The organism is Prescottella sp. D32 (assembly GCF_037287305.1).
GTDB classification, from domain to species: domain Bacteria; phylum Actinomycetota; class Actinomycetes; order Mycobacteriales; family Mycobacteriaceae; genus Prescottella; species Prescottella equi.
Genome location: NZ_JARBSW010000003.1, coordinates 438,469 through 452,541 on the forward strand (window position 1 = coordinate 438,469; position 14,073 = coordinate 452,541).

Annotated in this window: 12 protein-coding genes and 2 tRNA genes; 4 read left to right on the top strand and 10 right to left on the bottom strand. The window is 68.9% G+C overall.

The features are described 5' to 3' along the window. Together PSS76_RS16730 and PSS76_RS16735 are read left to right on the top strand one after the other, a co-directional pair. A complete protein-coding gene (locus tag PSS76_RS16730; protein WP_145272800.1) occupies positions 1-1,248 on the top strand; it encodes a KasA/KasB family beta-ketoacyl-ACP synthase in 1,248 nt (415 codons plus the stop codon). Between the two features lie 96 nt (positions 1,249-1,344). After that, positions 1,345-2,778 carry an acyl-CoA carboxylase subunit beta gene (locus PSS76_RS16735; RefSeq protein WP_005512368.1) on the top strand — a complete coding sequence of 478 codons (1,434 nt, stop codon included), beginning with the start codon at positions 1,345-1,347 and terminating at the stop codon, positions 2,776-2,778. A gap of 226 nt (positions 2,779-3,004) precedes the next feature. On the opposite strand, the gene PSS76_RS16740 is transcribed toward PSS76_RS16735, so the two are convergent. From PSS76_RS16740 to PSS76_RS16765, 6 genes are all read right to left on the bottom strand, one after another. Further along, positions 3,005-3,514, bottom strand: coding sequence for a DUF3145 domain-containing protein (locus PSS76_RS16740; RefSeq protein ID WP_005512366.1), 510 nt, complete (start codon positions 3,512-3,514; stop codon positions 3,005-3,007). Between the two features lie 139 nt (positions 3,515-3,653). Continuing rightward, positions 3,654-4,475 (bottom strand): serine hydrolase domain-containing protein, encoded by an 822-nt coding sequence (locus tag PSS76_RS16745; protein ID WP_337456370.1) that lies wholly within the window; start codon positions 4,473-4,475, stop codon positions 3,654-3,656. A gap of 34 nt (positions 4,476-4,509) precedes the next feature. Further along, positions 4,510-5,637, bottom strand: coding sequence for an NDMA-dependent alcohol dehydrogenase (locus PSS76_RS16750; RefSeq protein ID WP_005512363.1), 1,128 nt, complete (start codon positions 5,635-5,637; stop codon positions 4,510-4,512). A gap of 195 nt (positions 5,638-5,832) precedes the next feature. Further along, positions 5,833-7,170: a WS/DGAT domain-containing protein gene (locus tag PSS76_RS16755; RefSeq protein ID WP_005512362.1), complete on the bottom strand. Its 1,338-nt coding sequence runs from the start codon at positions 7,168-7,170 to the stop codon at positions 5,833-5,835. A 72-nt stretch (positions 7,171-7,242) separates the two neighbouring features. Continuing rightward, positions 7,243-7,968, bottom strand: a complete 726-nt coding sequence (locus PSS76_RS16760) for an MBL fold metallo-hydrolase (RefSeq protein ID WP_005512360.1) — start codon at positions 7,966-7,968, stop codon at positions 7,243-7,245. 582 nt (positions 7,969-8,550) lie between these two features. Next, positions 8,551-8,624 (bottom strand) — tRNA-Ile (locus tag PSS76_RS16765). 165 nt (positions 8,625-8,789) lie between these two features. Between PSS76_RS16765 and PSS76_RS16770 the strand changes: the two genes are divergently transcribed. Beyond that, a complete protein-coding gene (locus PSS76_RS16770) occupies positions 8,790-9,476 on the top strand; it encodes a 3'-5' exonuclease (RefSeq protein WP_005512359.1) in 687 nt (228 codons plus the stop codon). A 68-nt stretch (positions 9,477-9,544) separates the two neighbouring features. On the opposite strand, the gene PSS76_RS16775 is transcribed toward PSS76_RS16770, so the two are convergent. Next, positions 9,545-9,617: transfer RNA gene (locus tag PSS76_RS16775), tRNA-Asn, on the bottom strand. A gap of 136 nt (positions 9,618-9,753) precedes the next feature. Between PSS76_RS16775 and PSS76_RS16780 the strand changes: the two genes are divergently transcribed. Next, positions 9,754-10,002, top strand: coding sequence for a hypothetical protein (locus PSS76_RS16780; RefSeq protein WP_005512358.1), 249 nt, complete (start codon positions 9,754-9,756; stop codon positions 10,000-10,002). A 19-nt stretch (positions 10,003-10,021) separates the two neighbouring features. Here PSS76_RS16780 and dnaG read toward each other — a convergent pair whose 3' ends face one another. The 3 genes from dnaG to PSS76_RS16795 form a co-directional block, all read right to left on the bottom strand. Beyond that, complete coding sequence (gene dnaG / locus PSS76_RS16785) at positions 10,022-11,950, bottom strand: DNA primase (RefSeq protein ID WP_037085112.1); 1,929 nt, start codon at positions 11,948-11,950, stop codon at positions 10,022-10,024. 81 nt (positions 11,951-12,031) lie between these two features. Then, positions 12,032-13,321 (bottom strand): deoxyguanosinetriphosphate triphosphohydrolase, encoded by a 1,290-nt coding sequence (locus PSS76_RS16790; protein ID WP_064078952.1) that lies wholly within the window; start codon positions 13,319-13,321, stop codon positions 12,032-12,034. Continuing rightward, positions 13,318-14,013, bottom strand: a complete 696-nt coding sequence (locus PSS76_RS16795; RefSeq protein WP_005512355.1) for a YdcF family protein — start codon at positions 14,011-14,013, stop codon at positions 13,318-13,320. The genes PSS76_RS16790 and PSS76_RS16795 overlap by 4 nt, the downstream gene beginning before the upstream one ends. Positions 14,014-14,073: the final 60 nt, after the last annotated feature.

Sequence of the window (14,073 nt, forward strand, 5' to 3'; positions counted from 1 at the left end):
GTGACTTCCGCTTCTGCCCGAGGGTTATTACCGAACATCGTCGTCACCAGCCTTTCGGCTACGACGTCGGTTGCCGGAGATGTGGATGGCACGTGGAAGGGCCTGCTGGCCGGTGAGAGCGGCATCGACGTTCTCCACGGCTCCTTCGTCGAGGACTTCGATCTGCCGGTGCGTTTCGGTGGCCAACTCAAGGTCCCGTTCGACGATGCGCTGAGCCGGGTCGAGATCCGACGCATGAGCTTCGTGGAGCGTCTCGCGCTCGTACTCGGTCGCCAGGTCTGGCAGAACGCCGGCAGCCCCGAGGTCGACAAGGATCGTCTCGGGGTTGTCATCGGCACCGGACTGGGCGGCGGCGAAGCACTCATCGACGCCGTCGACAGGCTGCGCGAGGGCGGGTACCGCAAGGTGTCGCCGTTCGCGGTCCAGATGGTGATGCCGAACGGTCCGTCGGCCACCGTCGGACTCGAACTCGGCGCGCGCGCCGGGGTCATCACGCCGGTATCGGCGTGTTCGTCCGGGTCGGAGGCCATCGCGCATGCGTTCCGCATGATCGCGATGGGCGACGCGGACATCGTCGTGACGGGTGGCGTGGAGGGGGCCATCGGCTCGGTTCCGATCGCGAGCTTCGCCATGATGCGCGCGCTCAGCACCCGCAACGACGACCCGAAGGCGGCCTCGCGCCCCTTCGACAAGGACCGGGACGGATTCGTCTTCGGTGAAGCCGGAGCCTTGATGATCCTCGAGACGGAGGAGCACGCGAAGGCGCGTGGGGCGACCATCCACGCGCGTCTGCTGGGCGCCGGCATCACCTCGGACGGTTTCCACATCGTGGCACCCGATCCGGAAGGCACGGGCGCGGCACGCGCCATGACCCGCGCCATCGAGACCGCAGGTCTCACCAAGTCCGACATCAAGCACGTCAACGCGCATGCGACCGCCACCCCGATCGGCGACATCGCCGAGAGCACCGCCATCAAGGCAGCGGTCGGCACGCATCCCGCGGTGTACGCGCCCAAGTCGGCCCTGGGCCACTCGATCGGCGCCGTCGGCGCACTCGAGGCTGTGCTCACGGTCCTCAGCGTGCGGGAGGGCGTCATTCCTCCCACACTGAATGTGGACAACCAGGATCCGGAGATCGATCTCGACGTCGTGAAGGGTGAACCCCGCTACGGCGACATCGATTTCGCGATCAACAACTCGTTCGGTTTCGGTGGGCACAACGTCGCGCTCGCCTTCGGCCGGGCATAACCCAGCCGAACCTTGCTGGATCGCCAGGTGGGGACCCGCACCCGGGTCCCCACCCCCCGACCTTTCGCCCCAGGTGGGCATGCTCAGGAGGACATCATGACCGTCTTGGCTCCCGCGACGCAGTCTGAAGCATCGACCGATCCGCGCGATCCGCTCGCGCGTCTCGCCAAGCTCTTCGATGCCGGCACCGTCGCACCGCTGCACGACCGCGACAAATCCGGAGTGCTCGCCGCATCGGGCGAGATCGACGGCGTTCGCACCATCGCCTACTGCTCCGACGCGACCGTCATGGGCGGCGCGATGGGCGTCGACGGCTGCAAGCACATCGTCGCCGCGATCGACACGGCGATCGCCGAGAAGGCCCCCGTCATCGGCCTGTGGCATTCCGGCGGTGCACGCCTCGCCGAGGGTGTCGAGGCGCTGCACGCCGTCGGACTCGTCTTCGAGGCGATGGTCCGCGCCTCCGGTCTCGTCCCGCAGATCTCCGTCGTCCTCGGCTTCGCTGCCGGTGGCGCCGCGTACGGCCCCGCGCTCACCGACGTCGTGATCATGGCCCCCGAGGGCCGCGTGTTCGTCACCGGACCGGACGTCGTGAAGAGCGTCACCGGCGAGCAGGTCGACATGGCGACCCTCGGCGGCCCCGACACGCACAGCAAGAAGTCCGGTGTGGCCCACATCGCCGCCCGCGACGAGGACGACGCCTACCACCGCGCCCGCCGCCTGGTGTCGATGTTCTGCGAGCAGGGCGAGTTCGATCTCGCCGCAGCCGAGCGCGGCGACACCGACCTCCGCGCGCTCATGCCGGAGTCGGCCAAGCGCGCCTACGACGTTCGCCCGATCGTGCACGAGTTCCTCGACAACGTCGAGGGCGAGTCGAGCTTCGAGGAGCTGCAGGGCAACTGGGCTCGCAGCATCGTCACGGGCGTCGGTCGTCTCGGCGGCCGCACGGTCGGCGTGATCGCGAACAACCCGCTGCGTCTGGGTGGTTGCCTCAACTCGGAGAGCGCCGAGAAGTCGGCGCGCTTCGTGCGCCTGTGTGACGCGTTCGGCATTCCGCTGGTCGTGATCGTCGACGTCCCCGGCTACCTGCCCGGCGTCGGCCAGGAGTGGGAGGGCGTGGTGCGCCGCGGCGCGAAGCTGCTGCACGCCTTCGCCGAGGCCACGGTCCCCCGTGTCACGCTGGTCACCCGGAAGATCTACGGCGGCGCCTACATCGCTATGAACTCGCGGGCGCTCGGTGCGACCGCGGTCTACGCGTGGCCCGACTCCGAGGTTGCCGTCATGGGCGCCAAGGCCGCCGTCGGAATTCTGCACAAGCGCGCTCTCGCCGCAGCGCCCGAGGAGGAGCGGGAAGCCCTGCACGACCGGCTCGCCGAGGAGCACGAGGCCATCGCCGGTGGCGTCGGTCGGGCGATCTCGATCGGCGTCGTCGACGAGACGATCGATCCCGCCAAGACGCGCAGCATGATCAGCCGCGCACTCGCAGCGGCGCCCGCGAATCGCGGACAGCACAAGAACATCCCGCTGTAACCCTCACGGGCACAGTCGAACACCGCGAAGCCGAGGCCTCCCGCACCTGCGGGAGGCCTCGGCTTCGTTTCCGGCGCACCTCCCCGGACCGACGGCCGGACGCGCGCCGAAGGACGCTATCGACGTGAACCTGGGCACACGACTGGACTTGCAGAAACGAATGCCCGACAACGCATTTCGGCCGTCGATGTGACACTTCAGGTGAGGCGCCCCAGATTTCGGAACGTCAGCCGACGTCGCGGCGGAGCCACGTCACCTCGGCGCCCTCACCGCCGCTGCGGTACGACTCGAGCACCTCGTCCCACTCGGTCCCGAGGGCGTGCTCGATCGCCTCGGCCAGATCGCTCCCGCCCGCGAGCAACGACCGCAGGCGCATCTCCCCCACCACCACGTCACCGCACGCGCTCGTCGCGCCGTGCCACAGGCCGAGGCCGGGGACGTGACTGAACCGCTCGCCGTCGACGCCCTCGCTGGGGTTCTCCGTCACCTCGAAGTAGAGCAGCGGCCATGCCCGCAGCGCCGCGGCGACCCGGGATGCCGTGCCGACCGGGCCGATCCAGTCGCAGGTTGCCCGCAGTGTGCCGGCGGCGGCCGGCTGCGCGGTCCACTTCAGGTTGGGCCGCGCATCGAGGATCGAGGTGAGCGCCCACTCGACATGCGGGCACAGCGCGGCGGGCGACGCGTGGACGTAGACAACTCCGGCCGTCGCATCCGCGAACTGGTTCAACGAGCGCACTGCAACACCTCCAGCTTCGACGAGGGACGTCTTCCCCAACGACCTCGGCCGATACGTGGAGCCGGATGCGCCGCAACGGGACACACCGACGACCAGTGTGCCTTGTGATGCCACTGTTACGCCAGTGGTAGCTGTAAATTTATCTGCGGCGACCGCGAAGTTCGGTGGCGACCGCGTCGCTCAGGTCGGTCCACAGCGGCTTGGCCCAGTCCCCGAACGCCCGGTCCGTGAGCACCACACATGCGGCATCCAGCGCCGGGTCGACCCACAGAAAGGTCCCGGACTGCCCGAAGTGACCGTAGGTGGCGGGCGAGTTGCCGGCGCCCGTCCAATGCGGCGACTTGCCGTTCTTGATCTCGAAACCCAGGCCCCAGTCGTTGGGGCGCTGCGGGCCGTAGCCGGGGAGCAGTCCCGCCAGCCCCGGGAACTGCACGGCGGTGGCCTCGGCCAGCATCTGTGGGGAGACCAGCGTCGGCCTGAGTAGTTCGGCCGCGAATCGGCTCAGGTCGTCGATGCCGGCCTGCGCGCCGTGGCCGGCCGGCCCGACGAGAGCGGCCGTGGCCATCCCGAGCGGTTGGAACACGGCCTCGGCCACGTAGTCCGGGAACGCAATGCCCGTCTCGGCCTCGACGAAGTCCGCCAGTACCTCGAAGCCCGCACTCGAGTAGATGCGCTTGGCGCCCGGCTCCGCCTGCACCTGGTTCTCCCCGAAGGCGAGACCCGACGCATGCGCGAGCAGGTGCCGCACGGTGGCGCCCGGTGGGCCGGCCGGCTGATCCAGCTCCACCGCGCCTTCCTCCACCGCGACCAGGGTGGCGTACGCGCACAACAGCTTCGTCACCGACGCGAGCGGGTAGATCCGCTGCCCGTCACCGAAATGCGCAACGCCTCGGCTGCCGTCGACGACGGCAGCCGAGGCGTTGTCCACCGGCCATTGCCCGATCCGATCGAGAGTCTGCACCCGATCAGACTACGAGGGCGGTCTGGTCAGGAATTCACCAGTCTGCTTCGGTGTAGCGGATGACACCGCGGATGTTCTTGTTGTCGAGCATGTCCTGGTAGCCCTCGTTGAGCTGCTCGAGCGAGTAGGTGTTGGTCACCATGTCCTCGAGGTTCAACAGCCCGGCCCGGTACAGATTCAGCAGGTTCGGGATGTCGACGCGGGCGTTGCAGCCGCCGAAGATGTTGCCCTTGAGATCCTTCTGCAGCATCGACATCAGGAACGTGTTGAGCTTGACGTCCATGTCGGCCATGTGACCCATCGCGGTGACGACGCAACGGCCGTTCTTCGCGGTGAGCGTCATGGCGGGATCGATGTACTCACCCTTCATCTCGCCGACCGTGATGATCGTCTTGTGGCACATGCGGCCCCACGTGATCTCCATGATCGGTGCGATCGCCTCTTCCATCGACGGGAAGGCGTGCGTGGCACCGAACTTGAGGGCCTGCTCCCGCTTGAAGGGCGACGGGTCGATCGCGAACACGTAGCGTGCGCCCGACGCGACGGCGCCCTGCAGTGCGCTCATGCCGACGCCGCCGACTCCGATGATGGCCACCGACTCACCCGGCTTGACCTCGGCGATGTGCGTCGCCGAACCCCAACCGGTCGGTACACCACAGCCGACGAGGGCCGCGAGCTCGAACGGGATGTCCTTGTCGATCTTGACGACGGAGGACTCGTGCACCGTCATGTACGGAGCGAACGTGCCGAGCAGGCACATCGGGATCACGTTCTGCCCGCGCGCCTGGATGCGGTAGGTGCCGTCGGAGATGGCCTGGCCGCTGAGCAGCCCCATGCCCAGATCGCACAGATTCGAGTGCCCCTCCGAGCACGACGGACAGCGTCCACAGGCCGGGATGAACGACAGTACGACGTGGTCGCCGACCTCGACGCCCGTGACGCCCTCGCCGACCTTGGTGATGACGCCGGAGCCTTCGTGGCCACCCATCGCGGGGTAGGACGGCATCGGCGTCGCACCGGTCACGATGTGGTGATCGGAGTGGCACATGCCGGCAGCTTCCATGCGGATCTGCACTTCACCGGCAACCGGGTCACCGAGTTCGATCTCCTCGATCGACCACTTCTCGTTGACACCCCACAGCAGCGCGCCCTTGGTCTTCATTGCTTCCGCCCTTCGATACCGACTACCAATGGCTGTGACGATAGCCACAAATCTTCCAAATTGAAACATGTTCTAGGTGTCGAGTAGTGAAACCACCCGCTGAGCGGGAGATTTACAGCGCGCTCGTCGGTGTAACGCGTGTCGGTGAGTCGGTCGGTCGACCAGTTACGAGCGCACGCGACCCGGATCGACGGATCACGTGAGGGCCCGGAACGCGGCGTACTCCTTCGCCAGCAGATCCATGTAGTGGTCGATGTCCGGCAGCATCCCGGTGTCGCAGGACACCGAGAGCGTGAGCGCGTCGCCGATCGACGTGGCGACGTGGCCCACCCCGCGGCCGTCGATCACGTCCCCCACGCTCACCGTCGTGTGCACCGGGATTCCGAGGAACTCGAGGTCCGCGGCACCGCGGGGCACGTTGCTGACGATCGTGTTCGGATGCCCGATCACCTCCGTATCCGCGTCGGGACGCGCGGACGGGGCGGTCAGCCGCCGGAGGAGCGGAGCCGGAAGTGAATCGAGGATCTGCATCCGGTCGGATCCGGATCGCTCGGCGCGGCCGCGTTCGCGGCCGGCGGAGTCGGAGATGGCGGCGAGACGCTCGCAGCGATCCTCGAGATCGGTGTGGAGATCGACGATCATGGAGACGATCTGGTTACCGACGGGCGGCCCACCCGCGCGAAGCGACAGCGGCACGTGGGCGGCCAGGGACGCGGCCGGCAGCTCGCCCGCCTCGACGAGGTAGGCGCGCTGGGCGCCCGCCACGACCGCGACCAACAGTTCGTTGATCGTGTACTCCCCCAGAGCTTTCGCGGTGGACTTGGCCTCACCGACCGTGAGATTGAGAAATCGATGCGCGCGGCCACCGTCTGCGCGGCCGTTGAATCGGGTGCGCGGGTGCAGCGGGGCCGGCATCGGGACGTCGTCGGCGCGCCGCGCCGCAGCCCATTGCCGGACACCCACTCGACCCGTGCGGGCCAGCAGCGCGGGAAGGCGGACCGGCGCCGCGAGCCACCACGGCACGCTTCTACCGAATCGCCATTGCGTGGTGGCACTTTCGCCGAAAAGGGAACGGAGGAGATGAACGAACCCGAGACCGTCCGTCACGGAATGGTGAAGCCGGAGAGCGAAGACGACCGCTCGATCCGGGAACCCGTCCACGCCCGTGACACCGGTGAAGACCGAGGCCCGCCACGGCGGCATGTTCGGAGGGAGGCCGTCCGCGGTCATCTGCACCAGCTTCTCCCCTAACGTTTCCCACCCGGAGTCGGTGTGTTGCTCGACCGAGACGTGCCGCGCGACGTCGACGTTGCCCGGCACCCAGCGTGGGTGATCGAGCGACCACGGCACCGGGGCCAGTCGGTGGGTGAGGATGGGCGAGCGGTCCAACCGCTGCGCGATCCATCGTTCGACCTCGGCCTGGCCGATGCCACCGGTGTCCTCGAACACCAGTACACCGACCATCGTCGGTCGGTTCCACAAGTAGAAGATGGTGTCCGCCGCCGAAAGTCGAGCAGGTGCGATGAATGCCATGCCCGAACCGTACCGCTCGGTCGGTCATCCGACCGGGCACGGACTAGGTCGGCGATGCACGCGCGTGCTCGTTCACGTGCCGGGCGCGAACGGGTCCGTCGCGGCCGCGATCCGCCCGGACGCGTTCACCAGCACGGCTTCGCCGTGGCCGAAGCCCGCGATCCGGGCGCCGGTACCGGCGAGCACGGTCAGGGACCGGGCCGCCGCCGCCCGGTCCGTGTCGAACACACCCAGAATGACGTCGCCGTCGAACTCGGCCACAGCATCGCCTGTCAGGAGGGCCGAGACGTCGGGCAGGAACACGGCGATACTCCCCGGAGTGTGGCCGGGAGCAGCCAAGACACGCGCCCCACCGGCGAAGTCGAGGACGTCGCCGTCGCGCACCAACCGGTCGACGCGACACGGCGGACCGTGGGACGGCTCGTCGGACTCCGCGTGGATCGTCTTCTCCGCTTCGGTGAGGACGGGGAGTGGACCTCGCTGCGTACCCGTCACGAAGGGCGCATCGAGCTCGCCGGCGATCACCTCGACGGGCGCCCAGGTGGCGATCTCCGCCGCGGACCCGGCGTGGTCCTCGTGAAAATGTGTGAGCACGATTCTCCGGACATCGGCGCGGTCGCGTCCGAGCGCCGCCAGCGCCGCCGCGATCAAGTCCGCACTGTCCGGCCATCCTGTGTCGACGAGCGTGACGCCGTCCTCGCCGAGCCAGAGGAAACAGTTCAACAGGTGCGCCGGACCCGTGGGGATCCGCAGCCGGAACAACGCGGGGGCCAACTGCTGAAGATCAGGACTGGACATGCCGGAACACTACGTCGACAGGCGCGGGAGGACGTTCTATTTCGTTCTCGGCGAACATGTTCCGGACATTCGGACCGCGCTGTCGCCCCGAGGCCTCCACTGACCGCGTACCGAACCTGTTGATTTCCGAACAGTGGAAACAGGTATCCGAACAGGTATTCGTGCCCTGGGCCACCCCGGTGACCCGCGTGCACACTGAGCCGGTATCGATCAGCAGGATCTGCGGGAGAGTGCCTCGTGACGCTTCGACTTCGATCTGCGGCCGGCAGACCATGACGTGCTTCGGATACCGCTTCGCGACCGCCGACTCCGGGCTGCTCCGAACCGCACGCGCCCTCGCCGGCGTCCTGACGAACCCGGTCCCGACAGGATCCGTCGTCACGGCTCGTCCGGTGATCCGTGGACTGCGCACCTGGGACCACGCGCCGAGAACGATCGCGATCATCGCCCTCGACAGTGGCGTGTGGTGCTACGCGTGGCTCCTCGGCGGGAACGGCGCCCGAGGTGCGCGGGCCAGACTCCTCGGTCGCGCACCCGGCGACAAGTACCCGACCTTTGCCACGAATTCGGCGCCGGCCTGTGTGGGGCGGGCGGGGCTCGAACCCGCGACCAATGGATTATGAGTCCACGGCTCTAACCGACTGAGCTACCGCCCCGTACCGCGGCGTGTGTCGCCGACCGCCGAATGTTACCGCCCGAGCCCGGCGGCGCGGCGGCGCGGGTGCCGTGTGTCGCGGCCCGAGGCGCGCTGTCGGTACCTGCGAGCAGACTGACCGGCGAACAACCGAGCAACAAGCTCGGACGAATGCCGAAGGACCGCAATGACCCACTGGACCACCCGACCGATCTGCGCTTTCGATCTGGAAACCACAGGCCGAGACCCACTCTCGGCACGAATCGTCACCGGGTCGGTGGTCACGGTCGGCGGCGAGGGGCACCGGAGCCGGAACTGGATCGTCGATCCGGGCGTCGAGATCCCGGTCGACGCGGCCGCCGTTCACGGCATCTCCACCGCGCAGGCACGCGAACGCGGCCAGGACTATGCGTCGGGCTACCGGGAGATCCGCAGCGCGCTCACGGACGCGTGGGCGGCCGGCCATGTCGTCGTCGCCTTCAACGCGGCTTACGACCTCACCGTCCTGGACGCCGAGGGGCGCCGGCTCGGGTGGCCGCCGCTGTCGGGCTACGGTCTCGTCGTCGACCCCTACGTCATCGATCGGGAGATGGATCGCGACAGGCGGGGCAAGCGCACACTTGGCGCACTGTGCGAGCACTACGGGGTGGTGCTGGCGGCTGCGCACGAGGCCGAGTCGGACGCCCTGGCCGCGGCGGAGCTGGCCCGGATCCTGCCCCGGCGGTTCCCCCACCTCGCGGCCCTCGACGACGTCATGACCAGCCAGGCCGCGTGGCACGCCGAGCGTCAGCGTGACCTCGTCGAGTACCTGCGGAGCGAGGGCCGCGACGCGTCCGACGTCGACGGGCGGTGGCCCATCCGCGGCGCGGCGTGACCGCCCGCATCACGGCCGAAAACGACCGAAGGCCCCTCACCCGCTAGGGTGAGAGGCCTTCGTTCGGGCTCCCCCGGCTGGACTCGAACCAGCAACCGTTCGATTAACAGTCGAATGCTCTGCCAATTGAGCTACAGGGGATTGTCCTGCTCGGCGCTGCCCTTTCCGGCGGCGCCTGAGAAACTGTAGCCCATACCCCCACCCGAGTACCAAATCGCCTGAACAGAGACCGATCAGGCAGGATGTACACAGGCACTTCGACGGGAGGAATCCGGAAATGTTGCGGTTGTTGGTAGGCGTCGCTGCGGGCTACGTCCTGGGTACCCGGGCCGGCCGGGCCCGGTACGAACAGATCAGTAAGGCAGCCAAGGCCGTGGCGACCAGCCCTGCCACCAAGAAGGCGATCGAGGTGGGCCGGCAGAAACTCTCGGACTCCCTCAGCACACAGCCCAAGCTCGAACCGATGAAGCCGATCGACGAGCAGACGACGATCCTCGTTCCCCAGGACCAACTGCGCCGCAATTGAGCCGCGGATGCGGCGGGGGTCAGGCGATGCCCTCGCCGCTGGTGTCGCCGATCGCCTGATCGAGCAGGCTGCGCCGGTACTGCTCGAGCGCGACCAGATCCCCCAGGAGGGAATGGAACTCGTCGGAGTCGGTGGTCGGTGAGATGCGCTGCAGCTTCGACTTCAACTCGGCCACCTGCTCGCCCACCCACACCTCCTGCAGACGCGCGAGCACGCCCCGGATGTAGCGCGGGGCGACGTCCTCGTCGGTGGGCAGTGGATCGACTGCGAGTTCCATCACGATCGAGTGCACGGTGCCCTCACCGGCGGCGCGGCCGACCGCGTCCACCCACTCGGCGCCGCCGAGGCCCGCGCTCGTGCCGCCGGCCGCGGCGACCGCCTCACGGACCGCCGCGTAGGCGGGATGGGTGAACGATTCCGGCGGCAACGAGTCGAAGACGGTGCCCGCGATGGCGGGATACTGGAGCGCCGCCTTGAGGGCGTCACGCTGCGGCCACAGCGCCGGGTCGTTGGGCCGCGGACGCGCGATCCCCGGCGCCGGCGCGGGGAACGCCTCGACCTGCGCGGGATCGACGGGACGACGTTTCGCGGCGGGGGCACCGCCGCCGCGGGCGAACTTGCGCGCCTCGTCGCGCACCCGACGTCGAACGGCGGGGATGTCGTCCCAGCCCACCCAACCGGACAACTGCACCGCGTACCCGTCCCGCAGCGTCGGTTCCTTGATCCGGGCCACCACCGGGACGGTGCGGCGCAGAGCTTCCACGCGCCCCTCCGCGGTGTCCAGATCATGTTCGGCTAGAAGGGATTTGACGACGAACTCGAACATCGGAGTGCGGCGCGCCACGAGGTCGCGGACCGCGGCGTCCCCGGACTTCTGCCGCAGTTCGCAGGGATCCATCCCGTCCGGCGCGATCGCGACGAACGTCTGCCCCGCCATCTTCTGATCGCCCTCGAACGCCTTCATAGCGGCCGCCTGACCCGCCGCGTCGCCGTCGAAGGTGTAGATCACCTCACCGCGAAAGTAGCTGTCGTCCATCAACAGTCGGCGCAGCATCGCGAGATGTTCGTCACCGAAGGCGGTGCCGCACGAGGCGACGGCGGTCTTCACCCCGGCCAGGTGCATCGCCATGACGTCGGTGTAGCCCTCCACCACCACCGCTTGATGGCCCTTGGCGATATCCCGCTTGGCCAGGTCCAGACCGAACAGCACGTTCGACTTCTTGTAGAGGATCGTCTCGGGGGTGTTGACGTACTTGCCGGGCATGGTGTCGTCGTCGAACAGCTTGCGCGCTCCGAAGCCGATGACATCGCCCGCGAGGTTGCGGATCGGCCACAGCAGCCGGCGGTGGAACCGGTCGATCGGGCCCCGACGCCCCTCTTTCGACAGGCCTGCCGCCTCGAGTTCCTTGGCCTCGAATCCCTTCGCCATCAGATGCTTGGTGAGCGTGTCCCACCCGTCCGGGGCGTAGCCGCAGCCGAATTGGGCGGCCGCGGCGGCGTCGAAGTTGCGTTCGGTGAGGTAGTCGCGGGCGGCCTGCGCGTCGGGTTCCTTCAACCGGGCCGCGTAGAACTCCTGCGCGGCCGCGTTGGCCGCGACCAACCGCGCTCGGGTGCCGCGGTCGCGCTGGACCGACGGGCCGCCGCCCTCGTACGAGATCTGGTAGCCGATGCGGTCGGCGAGCTGCTCGACGGCCTCCACGAAGCTGACGTGCTCGATCTTCTGCAGGAACGAGTAGACGTCGCCGCCCTCGCCGCAGCCGAAGCAGTGGAAGTGGCCGTGATTGGGGCGGACGTGGAACGACGGCGACTTCTCGTCGTGGAAGGGGCAAAGCCCCTTCATGGAATCGCCGCCCGCGCGCTTGAGCGAGACGTACTCGCCGACGATGTCCTCGATCCGGGTGCGCTCGCGAACGGCCGCGATGTCTCTGTCAGGGATTCGGCCGGCCACCACGACAGTCTAGGCGCTTCGCGCCCGTGCGCCTTTCCGGTAGCCCGCACCACCGAAAAGGCGCACGGGCAGCTCCGCTGCCTACCCCCAGCTGGCCTGGGCCCCGAGGCTCTGCTTGTCGATCCGCTCGAGGCGGCTCTCGGTGCACGACGCGATCTGGTCGACCACCACCCGCACCCGGGCGGCGTCGTCTGCGGCCCGTTCCCAGGCGGGAAGGAACAGCGGATCGAGGCCGGCGGGTGCGGTGCGCAGGAGCCATTCGGCGACGCGGTGGATCCGCTCCCGCTGCCGGCCCTGATGCTTGAGATGTCCGGCGTCGGACATCACGTAGTACAGCGCGACGGTCTTCAGCAGCACCACCTCGGCCGCGACGATCGGAGGTACCTCCAGGTCGGCCTGATACCGCGCGAGCGGTCCGGGCCCGGTCACCACCCGGGTCCCCGCGACCGCCGCGGACGCGAAGCGGCCCACCAGTTCGCTGGTGAGATTCTTCAGAGCGACCGCGCTCGTCAGGGTGCCGTCGTAGCTGCCGACCGCCGCGACCACCGGCAGCCGCGACAACCGGGACGCGGCTTCCACCAGTTCGTCGACGGCGGGCCCGGGGAAGCGCGCCGCCCCCAGTTCGGCGAGCGCCCGGACCTCCGCGGCGTCGGCCAGCGCCCGCAGATCGATGCGTCCGGCGATGACGCCGTCCTCGACGTCGTGGACCGAGTAGGCGACGTCGTCGGCCCAGTCCATCACCTGCGCCTCGAGGCACTTGCGGCGCTCCGGTGCGCCCTCGCGGATCCACGCCAGGATCGCGGCGTCGTCGTCGTACGCACCGAACTTCGCGCCCGGCCGCGGACGGGTCCACGGGTACTTGATCGCCGCGTCGAGCGACGCCCGCGTCAGATTGAGCCCCACGCTCCGCCCCTCGGTGTCGAGCACCTTGGGCTCGAGGCTGGTGAGGATGCGCAGATTCTGGGCGTTGCCCTCGAAGCCGCCGCACACCGCCGCCACCTCGTCGAGCGCCTTCTCCCCGTTGTGGCCGTACGGCGGGTGGCCGATGTCGTGCGCCAGCCCCGCCAGATCGACCAGGTCGGGATCGAGACCGAGTCCGTCGGCGATGCCGCGGCCGATCTGCGCCACCTCGATCGAGTGGGTGAGCCGGGTGCGCGGGGTGTCGCCGTCCCGCGGCCCCACCACCTGCGTCTTGTCCGCGAGCCGGCGCAGCGCAGCGGAGTGCTGTACCCGGGCACGGTCACGGGAGAAGGGGCTGCGGTGCTGCGCCCCGTCGACACCAGACGTGAGGTCGGCCGTCTTGGGCGCCTCGGTGACACGGCGTTGCAGGTCGTGCGCGGTGTACGTCGCACGGTTGAAGGAGTCCGTCATTGACCCGCCGTGTAGCCGAAGTCCGCCGAGAAGTGCGTCAGCTGGTACCACAGCAGAGCGCCTGTCTCCCTGACGATTCCGTGCAGTTGCGACTCGCGGGTCATGACAGCGGGACCTTGCCGCGTGGGCGCCGTCCAGGCGTCCAGCCCCGCGTCGCGGGCCATCGTCCGGGTGCGCAGCGAGTGCCACGGGTCGCTCACGAGGACCGCGGAGTGCAGGCCGCGCGCGCCCATCTCCCGGCTGACCGCCTCCACGCTCAGCAGGGTGTCGGACCCCTCTTCGACCGCGACGATCGCGCCACCCGGCACGCCCTGGTCCATGAGGTAGTTGCGGCCGGACGCGGCCTCGGTGTACTCGTCACCCTCCTGCTTGCCGCCGACCGTCACGATCGTCGCGGCGACGCCCTGCTCGTAGAGCTTGTGGGCCTGGTCGAGCCGGGCCTCGAACACCGACGACGGGGTGCCGTCGTACTGCGCGGCGCCGAGCACGACGATCGCGTCGGCGGGTGTGGTGTCGGTGACCCGGGCCACCTGCCACACCCGGAGCGCGGTCCCGCCGACCAGCACCACACCGATCAGCAGTGCGCCGAGCACGATTCTGGTGGTCCATCGGGCGAGCGCGGCACCGAAGGACCGGCGCGGCACGGGACGTGACGACAACTCCGGCGGGTCGTAGCTGGGCGCGGTACTCACTCCCCGATTCTGCCAGTCGCCCACCGGGGCCGCCGATGACGACGCGCCAAGCGGATAGAT

Bases quoted from the DNA above. Each gene is read 5' to 3' on its own strand.
- PSS76_RS16735 (WP_005512368.1), top strand. From the start codon at position 1,345: ATGACCGTCTTGGCTCCCGCGACGCAGTCTGAAGCATCGACCGATCCG.
- PSS76_RS16750 (WP_005512363.1), bottom strand. From the start codon at position 5,637: ATGAAGACCAAGGGCGCGCTGCTGTGGGGTGTCAACGAGAAGTGGTCG.
- PSS76_RS16755 (WP_005512362.1), bottom strand. From the start codon at position 7,170: ATGGCATTCATCGCACCTGCTCGACTTTCGGCGGCGGACACCATCTTC.
- PSS76_RS16760 (WP_005512360.1), bottom strand. From the start codon at position 7,968: ATGTCCAGTCCTGATCTTCAGCAGTTGGCCCCCGCGTTGTTCCGGCTG.
- PSS76_RS16770 (WP_005512359.1), top strand. From the start codon at position 8,790: ATGACCCACTGGACCACCCGACCGATCTGCGCTTTCGATCTGGAAACC.
- PSS76_RS16780 (WP_005512358.1), top strand. From the start codon at position 9,754: ATGTTGCGGTTGTTGGTAGGCGTCGCTGCGGGCTACGTCCTGGGTACC.
- PSS76_RS16790 (WP_064078952.1), bottom strand. From the start codon at position 13,321: ATGACGGACTCCTTCAACCGTGCGACGTACACCGCGCACGACCTGCAA.